This is a genomic window from Butyrivibrio sp. TB (assembly GCF_900110805.1).
GTDB lineage: Bacteria > Bacillota > Clostridia > Lachnospirales > Lachnospiraceae > Butyrivibrio > Butyrivibrio fibrisolvens_C.
In genome coordinates this window covers 108272-126248 of sequence record NZ_FOER01000009.1, presented here as the reverse complement: position 1 = coordinate 126248, position 17977 = coordinate 108272, and the positions used below count along the sequence as shown (strand labels likewise).

Sequence of the window (17977 nt, the reverse complement as noted above, 5' to 3'; positions counted from 1 at the left end):
ATATGGCACGCAGACGTTATTCTGAATCATCAAAAAGAATCATCACACTTATAATAGGCTTGTGCGAGCTGATCCTGGAAACTTTTGTATACGGATGGTTCTGGTTTAAAAGATATTATCCTGAGCTGTCTTCTGTTCGTATAAGCCAGGATGGCTACGTACTTGGTAATGGTATCAAATACACGATGAACGGACATATTGTAGTCCTGCTCATCTATTTTATGCTGCTCTTTTTCTTTTCCCGTACATACGGAGGTCTGAGAGTAGGCTATGACAAGCCTTTGGACGTATTCTTGTCACAGATATTCACACTTCTAATTGTTAATCTTATATCTTATTTCCAGCTCTCACTTATGAGGAACTGGCTTGTATCAGTGGGACCTATTGTAAGAGTCCTTTTCTATGAGCTTGTTCTGTCATTCATATGGACATATGTGGTGGATTATCTGTACAAGAGATTTATACAGATGCCAAGAGAGCTCCTTCTCATATCAGGAGATCATCCTACAGATGATATAGAACGTAAATTCGGTTCAAGACCTGACAGATTCCATATCACCAAGAGGCTCAATATCACTTCTGATATGGATATTCTGAAAAAAGAGTGCCTTAGCAAAGATTACGGCGGAGTTATCATCTGGGATATACCGACTCAGAAGAGAAATGAACTTGTCAAATTCTGTTATGCACATTCGATCAGAATGTATATCATGCCTAAGATAACTGACGTACTAGTCAGAGGATCTGATCAGCTTCACCTGTTTGATACACCGATCCTGCTTCTTAGAGAGTATTCTATTAAGATCGAGCAGAGGATCATAAAGAGATTTATCGATATTGTATGTTCACTTATTTTGATAGTGCTTTCAAGCCCTATCATGCTGATAACGGCTATATGTGTCCATCTCTATGACAGAGGTCCTGTATTTTATAAGCAGGTCAGATGTACAGTAGGCCAGAAGCCTTTTAAGATCATCAAGTTCAGGAGTATGAGGCAGGATGCAGAAAAAGACGGAGTTGCCCGCCTTGCATCCAAGAATGATTCAAGGATAACTCCTATTGGTAACTTCATCCGTGCAGTAAGAATAGATGAGCTTCCGCAGCTTTTTAACATACTTAAGGGCGAAATGTCTTTTATCGGACCTCGTCCTGAAAGACCTGAGATCATAGAGCAGTATATGGAAGAGATGCCTGAATTTGCATACAGAATGAAGGTTAAGGCAGGCCTTGCCGGATATGCACAGGTTTATGGCAAGTATAATACAACACCTTATGATAAGTTAAAGCTGGATCTTTTCTATATACAGAACTACTCTGTATGGCTTGATATAAAGCTTATGCTCCTTACAGCCAAGATCCTCTTCACACCTGATGCTACAGAAGGTATAGATGAGAACCAGATCACAGCCATGAAAAAACAATCACAGGAGAATGAGAACTGATGGCACTTGAAGATACCGGTCACAGAAGTGAAAACCTGAATATCAAGAGCTTTTATGGAAGGCTTTTAAGAAAGATATGGCTACTGCCTCTTGCCGGAGTAATAGGAGCTTTGGCAGGCTTTGCAATATATTTTGCAGCGCATGTAGTATATGGACCTGCCAGGAACTATGAGACATCTTCGATGCTGTATCTGATATTTGCACCGGATGATACCGGAGAAGTATACGATTACTATAACGGATATACCTGGAATACACTTATGTCGTCTGATGAGATCATCAATACTACTATGGATTATCTCAAAGAAATGGGGATCACCGAGCTTGCATCAGGAAGTGAAACCCCGGGATCTGTAGAAGGCGGCGTTACAAGAGATGAAGTACTTGGAAGTGTCACAGCATCTGTACCATCAGATCTTAGATATCTGGTGATCACGGTAGGCAATACAGATAAGGACCTCGCACAGGCGATACTCATAGCTACAGACAAGTCACTTATATCTTATGGGGATAAAAGAGATGAATTCATCTCCATAAAGCTTGAAAGAGAAGATGATGTAGCAAAGCTTGAGACCATAACAGACAGAACAGGAGTAGCGACGGCGCTTGGAGCAGGGATTTTTATAATACTTGTGATTATCGCTATGATGCTCCTTGATGCTATGGATGATGCTATCTATGTTCCTGAAGACGGCGAGAGACGATATCATCTTCCTGTACTTGGCGTGATGCCAAAAAAGGACCAGGAACTTCCGGTCAGGTTCAAGAATGAGCTGATAGCCTGCAGTAAGAAGATCCTTGGAGCGCATACAAGCATAGCAGTGATATCTGTGGCTGATACTGATGAAAATGATACTGCTGCTGAAGTTGTAGATAGTTTTAAGAACATAGTCAAGAGTACCTTTAATTTTGACAGAACACAGATCAAGGCTCTGCCACTTCCCGGAACGACACTTGAATCTTACAGAGATATAAGTGAGTGTGAAGGCGTGGTCATAGCTATCCCGCAGGGAGCCAGAAAAGGGACATCTGTAGAACATATTATAAGTCAGCTTCATAAGCACGATTGCCCTGTTCTTGGAATCATCATGACAGATACAGATATGAAGTTTTTGAACTGGTATTATTTGAGGTAGGCTAATATATGGATGATAATAAAGTACCTGAACTTGAAGTTATGGTGTCGGCGGTAGATCAGAATACTACTACTCTTGCAGCTGCCATGAATCTTCAATGCGATGCTATCATAGTCAATCAGTGCAATGAATTTGCTTATTCGGAGTATACCTACAGGACTCATCTTATAAGATGTTTCCACTGTGATGAAAGAGGTGTAGGTAAGTCCCGTAATATCACGATAACTCATGCCAAGGCTGACATAATTCTTTTTTCTGATGAAGATATCTTATATCGTGAAGGATATAAAGATGATGTTCTTAAGGAATTTGCAGCGCATCCTGAGGCTGATATGATTCTTTTTAATATCAAGCAGTCAGAGGGACGTGAGACCTATTACAACAAGAACTATGGCCGCGTTCGCTGGTACAACTATGGAAGATATCCTGCATACAGTATAGCTGTAAGAAGAGACAAGCTCCTTAGAAGTGGTGTGACCTTTTCACAGCTTTTTGGCGGAGGAGCAAGATATTCTAACGGAGAAGATTCTCTTTTCCTAAAACAGTGTCTTGATAAAAAGATCCGCATCTATCGTACCAATGTAACTCTAGGCAAAGAAATACAGCGTAAATCCACCTGGTTTGAGGGATATACGGACAAGTTCTTCTATGACAGAGGAGTATTGTACCATTATCTGTACGGGTTTATGGCTCTTGCTTTTGGATTCAGATTCATCTATAAGAACAGGGGACAGATGGTCAAGGACAAGACCTTTGCCCAGTGCTTTAAGATCTTTGCAAAAGGGGTCAGGAACGCAGAAAAATAAGATCTGCTGTCGCTGGCTCCGCCAATTTGAACCATTAGTCACTTTCATTGCTCGCGACATGAAGTTAAATATGTAAGGAGGAGATAATAAATGCTGATATATCTCCTTGTAACGGTTGTTACTATAGGACTTGCCTTTAATGTAAGGAGTATTGGCTTAGATAAGGCACTTTCTGATAATAGCGGTAGCTATGTTTTTAAATATGGTGGTTATAGCAGGCAGCATGTGCTGAATATCATTAGCATGATGAGTATTTTCATCATGCTTTTTGCGGTATCTGCACTTAGGCTCAATGTGGGCAATGACTATGCTAAATACACCAATTTTATGCATTTGATATATTCACATGCATATGTGCCAACTGAGGTTGGATTCAACATACTGGTGTGGGTTTTGTACTTTCTGAGCGGATACGAGAATTATATACTTGTATTTGCAGTATTTTCTTTTGTTACAGTACTTCTGTTTCTGTATGCGATGAAGGACTTAAGTAAGTCCTTCAGATGGACATTTCTTATGTTCATGCTTCTGACATATTATTTCCAGTCGCTGTCAACAGTCAGATACTATTTGGCACTTGGAGCAGCGCTTTTGTCTCTGTCTTTTATAAAAAGAGGTGACTGGCCAAGGTTTGTATTTATAATCCTTCTTGCAGCCTGTTTCCATAAGTCGGTGCTGGTGATACTGATCCTGTATCCTCTTTGCTGTATCAAGTGGAAGAGGTGGATGGGGCTTACAGCCGGTATAGTATGTCTTAGCTTTCTGTTCCTTCAGGACTATTATTTAAAGCTTCTTCTGGTGGTATATCCTTCTTATCAGGATACAGACCTATTGGAAGGCGGCACCAGCATTATCTCTATAGCAAGGTGTATAGCAGTGCTTGCACTTGCCTTTATGTATAAAGATAAGATAGTAAATGACAAGATGAATGTCATCTATGTTAAATGCAATACGCTGGCTCTACTATTATATGTTTTCTGCAGTTTCATTCCTGTTATATCAAGGATCGGCTATTATCTTACTGTGACGCAGATCCTTTTAGTACCTGCGATACTTGAGAGTATTGAAGATGTGACCAGAAAAAAGCTATACAAGCTGGTGGTACTTATAGCATGTCTTCTGTATTTTCTGATATTCATGTGGAAGCAGGCACCTGCAGACGGGGTAAGAATTCTTCCTTACGAAACGTTCCTTCTCCATGACATGGTACCGCTGGAATATCAGATTCTTGATTAGGAGATTGCAATATGGAAACTTTTTTTAAGATTATTGTAGTTAGCTTTAATGCTGGTGAGAATCTAATAAAGACTATAAATAGTATAAAAGAGCAGACTTTTGATTCTTGGGAAGTGATCGTTAAGGATGGATTATCGACAGATGGATCTATTGATAAGCTTAGAGATGAACTTATGATAGATGCTGATACAGGGATGTCCAAGGATGGGAAGTTTAGGTTCGTATCTGAAAAAGATACAGGTATCTATGATGCGATGAATACGGCGCTTAATATCCTGTCTTTTGAGATGGATGATAGGAAAAAAGCTCCTGATATTATGACTGGTGTTAGTACAGGTACTGGTGAAAATAAGACAGAAGTTACCAATAATGGTGCTGCTCAAGCCGAAGGTTCATATGTATACTTCCTTAACTGCGGCGATTATCTTAAGGACAAGGATACGCTTAAAAGGGTTCATGATGCGATAGTAGATAGCACTCCTGAAGCATCTAAAAAGCATATATTCTATGGTGATATCTACGAAAGGATCACCGGCCAGGTAGTTGCTTCTAATCCTAAGATGGACGATTTTGCATGCTATCGTAACGTACCGTGCCATCAGGCATGCTTCTATGATATCAGGCTTATGATGGCTGAGCACTTCGATACAACCTGGCATATAAGGGCTGACTACGAGCACTTCCTTCGCTGCGTATACATAGATAAGGCAGTTACTACCTACGTCCCCGTGACAGTAGCAGACTATGAAGGCGGCGGCTACTCAGAAAGCGGCAATGCCAAGGTCGTCTCAGAACGTGAACGAAAGCAGATCGTATCCCGCTACCTTCCCAAAGGTAAAGTCTTAAAATACGACCTCATAATGCTGATAACCCTGGCTCCCCTCCGCACCAAAATCGCCAGAAGTCCTAAGACAGCAGGCATCTATAATGCTCTAAAGAGCTTGATATATAATCGTAAGTAAGTCAGTAAATAAAAAGAAACGGTGATCGTATGAAAGTTTTATGGCTTTGTAATATTATGCTTCCGGCATTTGCCAGGCATGAAGGAATTGAATATACAAATCGTGAGGGCTGGCTCTCAGGCTCTTTTGACAAGATACGCGCAAGGAGAAAAGACGGAAAGTGTGACATAGACCTTGCTGTCTGCTTCCCTGTGCCAGAACATGATAAATGGGACAAAAAAGAAATTGACGGAATTGTCTTCTATAGCTTTCATGAAAACCTGAATACACCTGAAATCTATAAACCTGAACTTGAGACAAGATTCAAGGAGATAATAGAAGATTATAACCCTGATGTTGTCCACATCTTCGGAACAGAGTTCCCACATTCTCTTGCCATGATCAAGGCTTATGACAAGCCTTCCCAGACCCTTCTTGGAATTCAGGGATTATGCTGCGCAATAGCAGATGAGTATATGGCAGAACTCCCCGAACATGTAAGGAAAGATGCTACGATAAGAGATAAGTTAAAGCATGACTCTTTATTAGAACAGCAGGCCAAGTTCAGACTTCGTGCAGAAAACGAAAGAGAGATGATAAAAAGGGTTGGTCATATTACAGGCCGTACCTCTTTTGACAGAAGTGCAGTTCTTACTATCAATCCGGATGCCAAGTATCATGCGATGAACGAGACTATGAGGGAGGATTTCTACGAAGGAGAGTGGAGAGAGCAAGAAGCAGTGCCTCATTCCATCTTCCTGTCACAAGGAGATTATCCTCTTAAGGGCTTCCACTTCGTATTAGAGGCGCTTCCAAAGCTTATGGAGAAGTATCCGGATACTCACGTATATGTAGCAGGGAACAGTATCATAGGCGCAATTGACAGAAAGACTGTAACAATTCCTAATGAAAACGGAGCACAGATAAGGGGTAGCAGGTATCCTCTTTTTATGAGAATATCAGCCTATGGCAAGTATCTAAGATTCTTGATAGCAAAAGGACGTCTTAAGAATAACGTGACTATACTTGGAAAGCTATCTGCAGCCCAGATGAAAGAGCAGTATCTTAAGGCGAGCGTATTTGTATGCCCGTCTATAGTAGAGAATTCGCCAAATAGCGTAGGAGAAGCCATGCTCCTAGGAGTTCCGATCGTTGCAGCAAGGACAGGCGGAATCCCCAGTATGCTTGATGATGGCAGAGACGGAGTACTGTTTGAACCGGGAGATGTGGCAGGGCTTACAGAAGCTATACTTCAGATATGGGAAGAGAGAGTCATAACAGGCGTATATAGTGAGAATGCAAGAAAACATGCCCTTATGACCCACGACGCAGATATTAACTACGCAAGACTTCTTGAAATATATCATGCGCTTGAGAGATGATTTGAATTTTGGGTAAAAAACAAAAAGCCGGCACGGAGGATCAGATGAGGACGATTGACAGATTTTTACATGAAAAAATAAATATTCTTGGTATCACTTTGGAGTTCATCGATATCTTCTTTGCGGTAGCTATCATAATGCTGGGACTTGTGGCAAGATTTGCTGTCTTTGGAATGATGTCCGGAGATTATGAACTGGCATTTGCTGACTGGATGAAAGAGATAAGAAACTGTCATGCAGCGGGGGTTCCTTATATAGGCGTTGAACCAGGCGGAGCAGACCACCTTTCAACCTTTGATTATAACTGCCTGTATCAGTACCTGATCGTCTTTTTGAACCTTTTTAATAACGGCGGTGGCAATGATATGTTCCTTGTGAAAATGTCTGACTGTATATTTGACGTAGTTCTGGCTGTTACGACTTTCAGGATCATATATGAGATGACCAGGGATTCTCATAAGTCCATGATGGCAATGGGGGTTATGATGGTGGTTCCAACAGTGCTCCTTAATTCTGCTGCGTGGGCCCAGAATGATGCTATCTATACATCATTTCTAATGCTGAGCTTTTTATCTTTTCTTAGGAAAAAAGATCTTAGGACCTGGCTGTATTTTGCCATAGCTTTTTGCTGGAAGCAGCAGGCAATCTTTTTGGCTCCTGTTCTTATAATCGCCTGGCTGCGGAATAAGACGAAGATCCGCTATATACTCTGCGTACCTGTAATGTATGTGCTTGTCATAATACCTGCAGCTATAGCTGGAGCGCTGGTTCCTTCTAAAGTTACAGTAGATATAGCATCTCTTGCTGATACAGGCAATGTATCCTGGATAAGCGACTTTGCGGTTAATGGTGAAAGCCTCGTGTTAGAGCCTGTAGGAAGAAGCTTTGGATCACTTCTTGGTATATACGGACATCAGGTATCGATGTTTTCGCGACTTACAATGAACTATCCAAACATATATACCATCATCTATTCTGATATTGACAAAACGCTTAGGCAGATGATCATAACCTGCGGCGAAGTATTTACAGTAATGCTCCTTGGAATACTTGCCTATTACCTGTACAACAAGAAGTTCAAGGATGACAAGCTCTTCTACCTGACACTGGTTGTATTTGTAAGCCAGCTTGTAGTATACTGCCTTCCATGCATGCATGAAAGATACGGATATGTTGCAGAAGTTTTTGCTTTCATCTATGGAATGTTCGGATTCAGGCGCCTTATCCTTGCGATAGTGCTGCAGTTTATAACCCTTGTGACTTATACAAGATTCTTGTGGGGAGCATCATCGTCGCTTACTACTGCCAATCTTGTAGTGTTTGCGTTTATGCTTCTTGGCATTATCCTTCTTTTAGCAAAAGACCTTTATTCACAGGTACATAAGAAGGAACTAAAAATAGAAAAGGCGGAAGAAAAACTTCTGTCTTAATAAATGATTGAAAATAAGGGAAAAGCTAATAATGGAAAGACCTAAGATAACGGTCATTATACCGGCTTACAATATTGAAAATCTAATAACAAGATGTGTTGAGTCAGTTGTAAAGCAGACTTATCCCGAGGAACTTATACAGATCCTTGTAGTTGATGATGGGTCTACAGATAATACAGGCAGGATCATTGACGAACTTGCAGAAAAATATTCAAACGTTACTGCTCTTCATGAACCAAATGGAGGTTCTTCAAGAGCCAGAAACTATGCCCTTTCAAAGGCAGAAGGCGACTATATAGGCTTTGTTGACAGTGATGACTATATCTCTCCCTTCATGTATGAAAAACTTGTAGATGCTCTTATCAGGAATAATGCTCTTATGGCTCAGACAGGAAGAGACGAGATCGCAGAAGACGGATCAAGGCTTCCTGATGTAGTGCAGGTTCCTGAGTGGGAGACAATCTACACGGATAAGGGATTCTTAAAAGAACTCCTTATGCATAGAGGCGATGCGTCCTTTTGTACCAAGCTTACATCGAGGAAACTTTTCGATATAGATGAAGCGGTGAGAAGATTTTGTGGAAGTTCTGAAGATAGTAGCTTCTCTCATGTTATTGAAAATACAGTAGATAACAAAAATGTGAATGAAGGTACTGTGAATGAAGGTACTTTGAATAGAGATACTGTGAATGAAGGTACTTTGAATAAAGATACTATGAACAGGGAAGTACGACTTTTCCCGGAAGGAGTTCTTAACGAGGACTTTTGGCTTTTATATCATATGCTCCCTGACGCAGGAGAAGTGGTAGTTACAACAGACACAGGCTATCATGTCTATTACAGAAGCGGTTCTAATTCAAGGAAGAAAGCTGCTGACAAAGACTATTTCCCTCCTGTATTTACAGACATAGTTGTAAATGCTGATGACGTAACCTCTTTTGCCAAAGACAGATATCCTGATCTTGCGGAATATACCATGAGATTCTCGCTGGTACAAAGACTCGATTACCTGCTTCACATCCCGATATCAAAGATGACGGATGACAACGGGTTCTATCAAGGCGTGTGCAGATTTGTAAAAGAGCATAAGGCTGAAATTAAGGAAAATCCCTACCTGTCCAGAAGGCAGCGCCTGTACTTGTGTCTCTTTACACATAACCCAAGAACCATAAGGAAAGTGCACGCTTTTGTAAGACGCATATAATAGTTGGCAACGAGCGGCAATCCCGTACAAAAATTGTCTTCATAAATAGAATGAAGGCTAAGAGAATATCGGTAAGAAAGGCAATTAACTCATGGGTCAGGATAGTTCAAAGACACTATTTAAGACAATTGGATATATACTTCTAATCCTGCAGCTTATTATCTGCATTGTCGTAGGAATCAGAAAACAAGGCTTCCACGAAGATGAATACTATTCTTACTATTCATCCAACAGGACAGCGGGACTTTTCGTAACAGACAGGCAGTGGCAGGATACTGATACCATAAAGGATGAATTCGTAGTTATCCCGGGACAGGGTTTTAACTACGGCCTTGTATCTACTGTTCAGTCCTGGGATGTACATCCGCCCCTTTACTACGACATCCTGCATACAGCATGTTCCATCGTTCCAAGACTTTTTTCAAAATGGATAGGAATTGTGGTCAATATGATCGCATTTGTAATAGCATGGCTTTTGTTATCAAAACTTATGGATATCTTAAGAGTCAGCGATATTACAAAGCTCTTGGTCCTGGCAATCTGGGGCTTTAATCCTATGACAGTATCATTCGTCATGTTCACAAGGATGTACATGTGGATGAATGTCTTTGTAATAGGCTGCGCCCTACTTCACATAATGCTCCTTAGAGCAGCAAGGGCAGTCGAGAATACCATTCTCTTATCAGACAGTAAGTCCATGCTGGTGTTCTGGCTTAGGTATATGCTGCCTGTGATGGTATGTTCTTATCTTGGATTTCTGACACACTACTATTATCTGATATTCTTCGTATTTATGGGCATATGCTTTACCATATGGCTCCTGTTTAGAAGATCAGGACGCGGCAACAGATTTTCAAAAAGGCTTATTGAAGCGGTGATCTATGTATGCAGCTGTGCTGTCTCACTAGGGCTTGCAGTAGTCACATATCCATCGGCAGCAGCACATATTTTTGCCGGGTATAGAGGGACGGAAGCTATAAGCGAGTTTCAGGATATAGCTAACTTTCCGTCAAGGCTTTTATTTTATACAGGACTTATGAATAATGGAGTATTTGCGGGATCATTTGTCATTATTGCAGTACTCCTTCTTGTAGGATTTATAGTTCTTAAGATAAGAGTAAGCTCTGAATATATGATGCTGGTAATAACAGGCGTAGTTTACTTCATGGTAGTTGCCAAGACAGGCCTTTTACTGGGAGATACCTCCAACAGGTATGAAATGCCTGTTTACTGGCTCTTCGTCCTGGTTATAATTACAGCACTTGAGCTTCTTTTGGGCGAACTGGCAGCAAGAATTGAGACCGGCAAGCTCTTTTCCCTAAATATTAAGGAAAAGATGGATATGATAAGTAGAGGCATCCTTTATGTCTTCTGCGCATTTCTTATCCTGTGGGGACTTGGATGCGACATATCAGGCTCTAATATCCTCTTTTTGTATCAGGAAGAAGGAGCCAAAGTGCAGTATGCAAGGGATAACAAGGATGCTTGTGTAATTGTAATGTACAACAGTGCCACCCCTGATAAAGTCTGGTGGATCACCAATGAACTTATGGAATACCCAAGAGTCTATTTTGTAAGTCAGGAAAATGACGAAGCTATCACAGATGAAGCCATTTGCTCAAGTAATAAGCTGATCGTATATGCTGCAGATGATGATAATCAGCAGAACATGCTAAATATGCTGATGGATGCTAATGAAAACCTGAGTAAAATCCAAGAAGTGGCTCATGAAGAAAACTGGACCACTTATGAGCTCACCGGATTTGGAGAATAAATATGAGTAATAGAATATATATATGTCATACTTTTTATCACGCATATATTTCTTTTTTGAAAGAACTTGCATTACCTAAAGAAGAAAGAGGGCATGCTGATTTGATGCTATCAGTAATGTCTAACAATTTTGGAGATTTTTCAAAAAGGGTAGAACTTACAGGATTATTTGATAAAGTCATTATCTTTGACGAAAAAGAAGATACGTTTTTTCCGGAACTTGCAAACTTCAAGCAGGATAAAGGAAATATTATTGCTAATTTAATCCAAAGAATAAGATATACAAAAAAGTTTGCAAAACTCGAAGCACAATACATACCTGTAAATCTTAAAGCGTATAGGGAAGTATATGTTTTTTGTGATTCTGATCCCATAGGATATTATCTGAATCAGAAACATATCAGATATCATGCGCTTGAAGATGGCTTGAACTGCCTTGTACATTTTGATGCTGCAAGATTTGATAATAGAGGTCATTTTGGACTTAAAGCTTTTATGTCCAAAAAAATGAATCTGATATTTGTCCAGAATGGGTATGGCAAATATTGTGCGGATATGGAAGTTAATGATATAGCTGCTATAGAAAAGCCGTGTCCATACTATGTTGAGCTTCCAAGAAAAAAACTTGTTGAACGTCTCACAAAAGAGGATAAGAGCCTTATATTGTCAGCTTTTGTAAAAGATATAAAGGATGTTACAGATAAGTTGTCTGATATGAAAGCTGGCGAAAGGACATTGATACTTACAGATCCGCTTTGCGATCTTGAAACTAGAACAAGAATATTCTTGGATATTGCAAAAGTATTTAAGGCCAAAGGTCAGATATTTATTAAGCCTCATCCAAGAGATCTTCTGGATTATAGGTTAGTATTTCCTGATGATGTAGTATTTGACGGGACTATGCCGATGGAGATGTTGGATTATTTTGATAATATACATTTTGAAAACGTTGTAACGGTATATACTGATCTTAATGGTATATCTTTTGCGGATAAAAAAATCCGTCTCGGACATACATTTATGGATAAGTATGAAGATCCTGAGATTCATAATAAGAACCGTCAGGCTGGAATCAAGCAGGAAGAAGACGATAAACTGGAATAGGAGATGATCAGATATGTCTACATTAGCAATAATTACAGCAAGAGGGGGCAGCAAACGAATTCCTCGTAAAAATATAAAAGAATTTTGTGGAAAACCTATAATAGCATATTCGATTGAAGCTGCGATAGGTAGTGGTATATTTGATGAAGTAATGGTTTCAACAGATGATGAAGAGATATCTAAGATTGCACTTAGCTATGGAGCGAAAGTTCCATTCCTTAGAAGCCAGGAACAGTCTGGAGATTATGCTACTACTAGTGATGTTTTGCTTGAAGTTCTGGATGAATATGAAAAAATAGGACAGAGTTTTGATATAGGATGTTGTATTTACCCAACAGCACCGTTCATAACTTCCGATAAGCTAAAAGAAGCCGGAATCAAATTTAAGGAGTCGGATGCTGATTCACTTATACCAGTAGTTCCCTTTTCGTATCCGCCTCAAAGATGTTTTGTTATAAGAGAAAATATGCTTTCTTTTAAATATCCTGAATATCTTAATACAAGATCACAGGATCTGGAAAAAGAATATCATGATGCCGGACAGTTCTATTTCTTTAGAACAAAGAACTTTAAAGAAAGTGGTAATCTCCTGCTTGGAAAAGTGTTTCCCATGGTTATAGACGAGATGGAAGTACAGGATATTGATAATCTTACGGATTGGCAGATTGCTGAATTAAAATATAAACTTATGATAGATAAAACTAGGATTTAATCTATGAAATATGTACGTGCAGATGGAAATGAAATAATAGGTATGGGTCACATCATGAGGTGTGAAGCCATTTCACGGCAGATGTGGGGGGATGAAGATATCTGCTTTATTCTTGCAGATCCCAGACCTGCTAAGGAGCTCTTGACAAAAGGTTTTAAGACCATAATCCTTGATACAGACTATCGGGATATGGAAACAGAAATTCCTGATCTTATCAGTATCTTGAATGAAAAGCATGGCGCTTTCAGTGAAAATGTTAAGATTGGTCATAAAAAAGATAAGAATCTGGCTAAGACTGAACTATTAGTTGATAGTTATTTCATTACTCCAAAGTATATGGAGGAACTTTGCAAACATTTTAAAGTTACTCTTGTTGATGATTTGAAAAAATGTATATATCCTTGTGATAAACTTATTAACTATGCTATCTATGCGTCGGATATGGGGTATGAGAAGGATTATCCAAAGACAAAACTCCTTTTAGGTCCCGAGTATGCTCCCGTAAGAGATGAATTTAAAAATATAAAACCGATTAAGATAGGACATAAGATAAATAATATTATGATCACAACTGGTGGCGGTGATGGACTTCATTTTGAAAAAGCTTTTGTTCATAAACTTTTAGAAGACAATAAACATGCAATTGTTCATAATAAAAGCATATGTTGGCATCTTATAGTTGGTCCTATGAGTAAGGACGGAGAAGAGTTAAAAAAACTGGTAGCAGATATTGATGCCAAAGACATCAGAATTCATGAGAATGTCACGAATATGGCGAGTATTATGAAAGATATGGACGTTGCAATTGCTGCATCAGGTTCGACTCTTTTTGAATTATGCAGGCTGGGTGTCCCAACAATAGGTTTTATTACAGCTGATAACCAGAAGTTAAATCTTGAAGCTTTTAGCCAAAAAGCCGGAATAAAATATGCCGGCAACTTTCAGACAGATACAAATAAAACCCTTGATAGTATTATGGATGAACTTGATAAGCTTGAAAATCAGACTACAAGAAAAAAGTTATCATCTAAAATGCATTCTATTATCAGTAAAGATGGCTTTCAAAAAAGCATAAAACAAGGAATCGGTCCTATGAAAGCCTTTTTTGCAACAGTAATTGTACTGTTGCTGATAATAGGAATATTGGTTTTGATAATAGATCCTTTTTTTCATTACCATAAGCCCATAAATGGCTTCCCATATATAGTGGATAATCAACTATCACAAAATCCCGGTATGGCAACAAACATGATTTATAACAGTGCTATAGTAGGATCATCTATGACAGTTAATTTTAATACTAATGATTTTGCTGATATTATGGGGCTTAACACAATAAAACTTAGCTATAGTGGCGCTCTGCCAAGGGATGATAATAACATATTATCTTTTATATATGATGAGAATTCATATTCAAGGAAGCAAAATGGTGTTGATGCCATTTTTATGGTAATAGATCCAAATGTAATGACTGCTGATATTAATGCAACAAAGTATGAACTACCTACGTATCTTTACGATAATAATGTTTTTAATGATATCCAGTATCTTTACAATAAAGATGTATTGTTTCAATATATATTAAAACCAACAATCCAGAGACAAGGGTCAGATCTTTCAACTATTTACTATAGTTGGTGGACACCAGAGTATTATAACGAGCAGTGGGTAATGCACAATTATTATCCGGCAGAATACAATGAAGAAGAGCTTGATGCCGATGCTTTTTTGCCGCAGACGGCCCAAAATCTTGAGGTCAATTTTCTTCCATACATCAAAGAACACCAAGAGACAACCTTTTATATTTTCTTTGCTCCATATAGCGTGCTCTATTGGTATGATGTAATGCAGGATAATAACCTGGAAGCAACAATTGCACAGGTACAGCTAATAGCAGATACGCTTTTAGAATATGACAATGTCAGACTTTTTGATTTTATGGACAATGAAGAGATCATAACAGATCTGTCCAATTATGCGGATACGATTCACTATAAACCGGAGTATAACGCGTGGATGGTCAGATGTTTTAATAGCGGAGAAGAAGAGATATTTAAAGATGATATTGAAGCTGATATGAATAAACTTCGTGAAATAGTTAAAAACTATGATTACGAGTCGTTATTTGCCAGATACCCTAAATAAATGTGCAAAAGTTGCGAAAAATTTTGAATTAAACTATACTCAACGAGGACAATCGATAGATAATTGTTTTTAGGAGGACGATAAATGCGTAAGAATAGAGTACTTGTTACTGGTGGTGCTGGATTTCTTGGGTCACATCTTTGCGACAGACTTATAGAATCAGGTAATGATGTTATATGTGTTGATAATCTTTTTACAGGAAGTAAGGATAATATCCGTCATCTTCTCGATAATCCTTATTTTGAATTTATAAGACATGATGTTACACAACCTATTTTTGTAGAGTGTGATCAAATTTATAATCTGGCTTGCCCTGCAAGTCCTATTCAATATCAAAGAGATCCTATCTACACTACAAAAACATCAATATATGGAGCTTTTAATGCACTTGGACTTGCCAAAAGAACCGGAGCTAGGATTCTTCAATCTTCTACATCTGAAGTGTATGGTGACCCGGAATGCAATCCTCAGCCGGAGAGCTATAGAGGCAGAGTTAATACTATAGGACCGCGCTCTTGCTATGATGAAGGAAAGCGTGTTGCAGAGACTCTTTTCTTTGATTATCATAGACAGCACGGTGTTGATATCAAGGTCATGCGTATATTCAATACCTATGGACCTCGTATGGACATAGGTGATGGACGAGTTGTATCCAACTTTATTGTTCAGGCGCTTCGAGGACAGGATATCACAATATATGGTGATGGAAGCCAAACCAGGAGTTTCTGCTATGTTGACGATCTTATTGAAGGTATGATAAGACTCATGAACAGCAGAGAAGGATTCACAGGCCCTGTTAATATCGGTAACCCTGGTGAATTCACTATCAAGCAGCTTGCTGAGATGGTTGTTGAATTAACAGGAACAAGTTCTAAGATAATTTATGAAGATCTTCCTGTTGATGATCCAACGCAGCGTAAGCCGGATATAACACTTGCAAAGAAAGAACTTAATTGGGAGCCTACAATTGCTCTTCGTGACGGACTTCAAAAGACTATAGATTACTTTAAGGGTGTTATCTGATGCTATTTAATTCATATGCATTTGTATTTGCATTCTTACCGCTGTTTGTTGGCGGTGTTTACACTGTTTCATATTTGACCCAAAGCTATTGTTCGCAGAATAAGGCTGATGGTCTGACATGCGAAAAGCCCGCCTGCGTACAAAGCGCAGTCGAGCTTTACTGTGTTATAATGTCATTCATATTTTTTGCATTTTTTGGAATCAAAGTATTTGGAGTTTTGATACTCAGCCTTGTGTGGAATTATTTATTTATAAGGCTTCTGATTACAAATAAAAAAAAGAGTCAAGATAGCTATAATGAATCTGGTATAAATACTGCTTATAACAATAATAAAATACTGGAATCTCAGAAAAAAACATCTGGTACTTTAGTTAAAGCGTTATTAATAATAGCTATCTGCGGTAATATAGTATTACTTTTATTTTTTAAATATGCAGCTTTTTTTGCGGAATTCATAAATTATATTTCAGGAAGTAACTTAACCGCGTCAATACTATTACCCATAGCTATAAGTTTTTATACATTTTCCCAGATATCACTCCTTGTAGATGTATTCACAGGCGAAGTTATGGAGTTATCTGCACTTGAATATCTATCTTATATAACTTTTTTTCCTAAAATCTTGCAAGGGCCAATTGTCAGATACACTGACATGAAAAAAGAGTTTACAAAAATCCATGACCTAAAATGGAATACTGATATATTTATGCAGGCTGTGATGCTTTTTGTATTGGGAATGACCAAGAAAGTTATTATTGCAGACACCCTGGCAATCGCAGTAGATTACGGATATGGTAATATCCACACTCTTACCCCTATGGATGCTTTGCTTACAGCCATATGTTATTCATTTCAGATATATTTTGACTTTAGTGGATACTGTGATATGGGGCGAGGTATCTGCCAAATGGTTGGGATGGACCTGCCCGTAAACTTTGAAAGTCCATATAAAGCAAGAAATATTGATGACTTCTGGAAAAGATGGCATATGTCTCTTACCACCTTTTTTACCAAATATGTATATATTCCGCTTGGTGGTAATAGAAAAGGAAATATAAGAACCTATATAAACTTTATGATAGTATTCATATTGTCAGGGTTCTGGCATGGTGCAGGTTTTACCTTTATAGTATGGGGAATTATGCATGGACTATTGTATGTAATTACAAGAGCTACTACAGGTAAAAAAGCGGCTATAGAAAACACGCGCACCCAAAAGTTTATTCCATATCCTATAGCAATGATATTTACATTCATTTTTGTAACGATTGCATGGGTGTTTTTTAGAGCAGAAACGCTGCAGGATGCTATAAGTCTAGTATATGCAATGACCAGATTTAAAGAGTACGGTGCAGCAGCACTAATGATAAGCAATGGTTTTATAAAGTGCTTTCAGATAGACGAACTCTGGTATATATTTAAGATTACGCCTATCGCTCACATGACTTGGGGACCCAAGGTATGCATGTGGTTTATAATACTTATAAGCGCTGGTTTGGCATTTATATCACCCAATGCCGCCAAGCTTGCTGATAAACATAAAGTGAATGTCCCAGGTGCTATTATACTGGCAGTGCTCATGGTGTGGTCTATAATTAAGTTTGCCAATGTTAGTACATATATATATCTTGGTTTCTAAGAT

The 17977-nt window shown here is 38.7% G+C and carries 14 protein-coding genes; all 14 read left to right on the top strand.

Annotated features, from left to right (window positions below; all coding sequences use genetic code 11):
• Positions 1-2: 2 nt before the first annotated feature.
• Entirely contained in the window at positions 3-1442 is a 1440-nt protein-coding gene (locus tag BMX21_RS07965; protein ID WP_022754830.1) for a sugar transferase, read from the top strand.
• Entirely contained in the window at positions 1442-2578 is a 1137-nt protein-coding gene (locus BMX21_RS07960) for a YveK family protein (protein ID WP_027206149.1), read from the top strand. Before BMX21_RS07965 ends, BMX21_RS07960 begins: the two co-directional genes overlap by 1 nt.
• 8 nt (positions 2579-2586) lie before the next feature.
• Positions 2587-3384 (top strand): glycosyltransferase family A protein, encoded by a 798-nt coding sequence (locus BMX21_RS07955; RefSeq protein WP_027203292.1) that lies wholly within the window; start codon positions 2587-2589, stop codon positions 3382-3384.
• Positions 3385-3474: 90 nt separating this feature from the next.
• Positions 3475-4620: an EpsG family protein gene (locus tag BMX21_RS07950; protein ID WP_092043171.1), complete on the top strand. Its 1146-nt coding sequence runs from the start codon at positions 3475-3477 to the stop codon at positions 4618-4620.
• Between the two features lie 11 nt (positions 4621-4631).
• Complete coding sequence (locus BMX21_RS07945) at positions 4632-5582, top strand: glycosyltransferase (protein ID WP_092043168.1); 951 nt, start codon at positions 4632-4634, stop codon at positions 5580-5582.
• Between the two features lie 29 nt (positions 5583-5611).
• Positions 5612-6943, top strand: a complete 1332-nt coding sequence (locus BMX21_RS07940; protein WP_092043165.1) for a glycosyltransferase family 4 protein — start codon at positions 5612-5614, stop codon at positions 6941-6943.
• 8 nt (positions 6944-6951) lie between these two features.
• Entirely contained in the window at positions 6952-8373 is a 1422-nt protein-coding gene (locus tag BMX21_RS07935; protein ID WP_143057224.1) for a hypothetical protein, read from the top strand.
• Between the two features lie 31 nt (positions 8374-8404).
• The gene (locus BMX21_RS07930; RefSeq protein ID WP_092043162.1) at positions 8405-9577 is read left to right on the top strand and encodes a glycosyltransferase family 2 protein; all 1173 of its coding nucleotides are present in this window, start codon (positions 8405-8407) and stop codon (positions 9575-9577) included.
• Between the two features lie 91 nt (positions 9578-9668).
• The gene (locus BMX21_RS07925; protein ID WP_092043160.1) at positions 9669-11351 is read left to right on the top strand and encodes a hypothetical protein; all 1683 of its coding nucleotides are present in this window, start codon (positions 9669-9671) and stop codon (positions 11349-11351) included.
• 2 nt (positions 11352-11353) lie between these two features.
• Complete coding sequence (locus BMX21_RS07920; RefSeq protein WP_027203299.1) at positions 11354-12454, top strand: glycosyltransferase family 52; 1101 nt, start codon at positions 11354-11356, stop codon at positions 12452-12454.
• A 13-nt stretch (positions 12455-12467) separates the two neighbouring features.
• The gene (gene pseF, locus BMX21_RS07915) at positions 12468-13166 is read left to right on the top strand and encodes a pseudaminic acid cytidylyltransferase (protein ID WP_092043158.1); all 699 of its coding nucleotides are present in this window, start codon (positions 12468-12470) and stop codon (positions 13164-13166) included.
• A 3-nt stretch (positions 13167-13169) separates the two neighbouring features.
• Positions 13170-15311: a UDP-2,4-diacetamido-2,4,6-trideoxy-beta-L-altropyranose hydrolase gene (gene pseG / locus BMX21_RS07910; protein ID WP_092043156.1), complete on the top strand. Its 2142-nt coding sequence runs from the start codon at positions 13170-13172 to the stop codon at positions 15309-15311.
• 84 nt (positions 15312-15395) lie between these two features.
• Complete coding sequence (locus BMX21_RS07905) at positions 15396-16334, top strand: UDP-glucuronic acid decarboxylase family protein (RefSeq protein WP_027203301.1); 939 nt, start codon at positions 15396-15398, stop codon at positions 16332-16334.
• Positions 16334-17974: an MBOAT family O-acyltransferase gene (locus BMX21_RS07900; protein ID WP_092043154.1), complete on the top strand. Its 1641-nt coding sequence runs from the start codon at positions 16334-16336 to the stop codon at positions 17972-17974. Before BMX21_RS07905 ends, BMX21_RS07900 begins: the two co-directional genes overlap by 1 nt.
• The last annotated feature ends 3 nt before the right edge of the window (positions 17975-17977 follow it).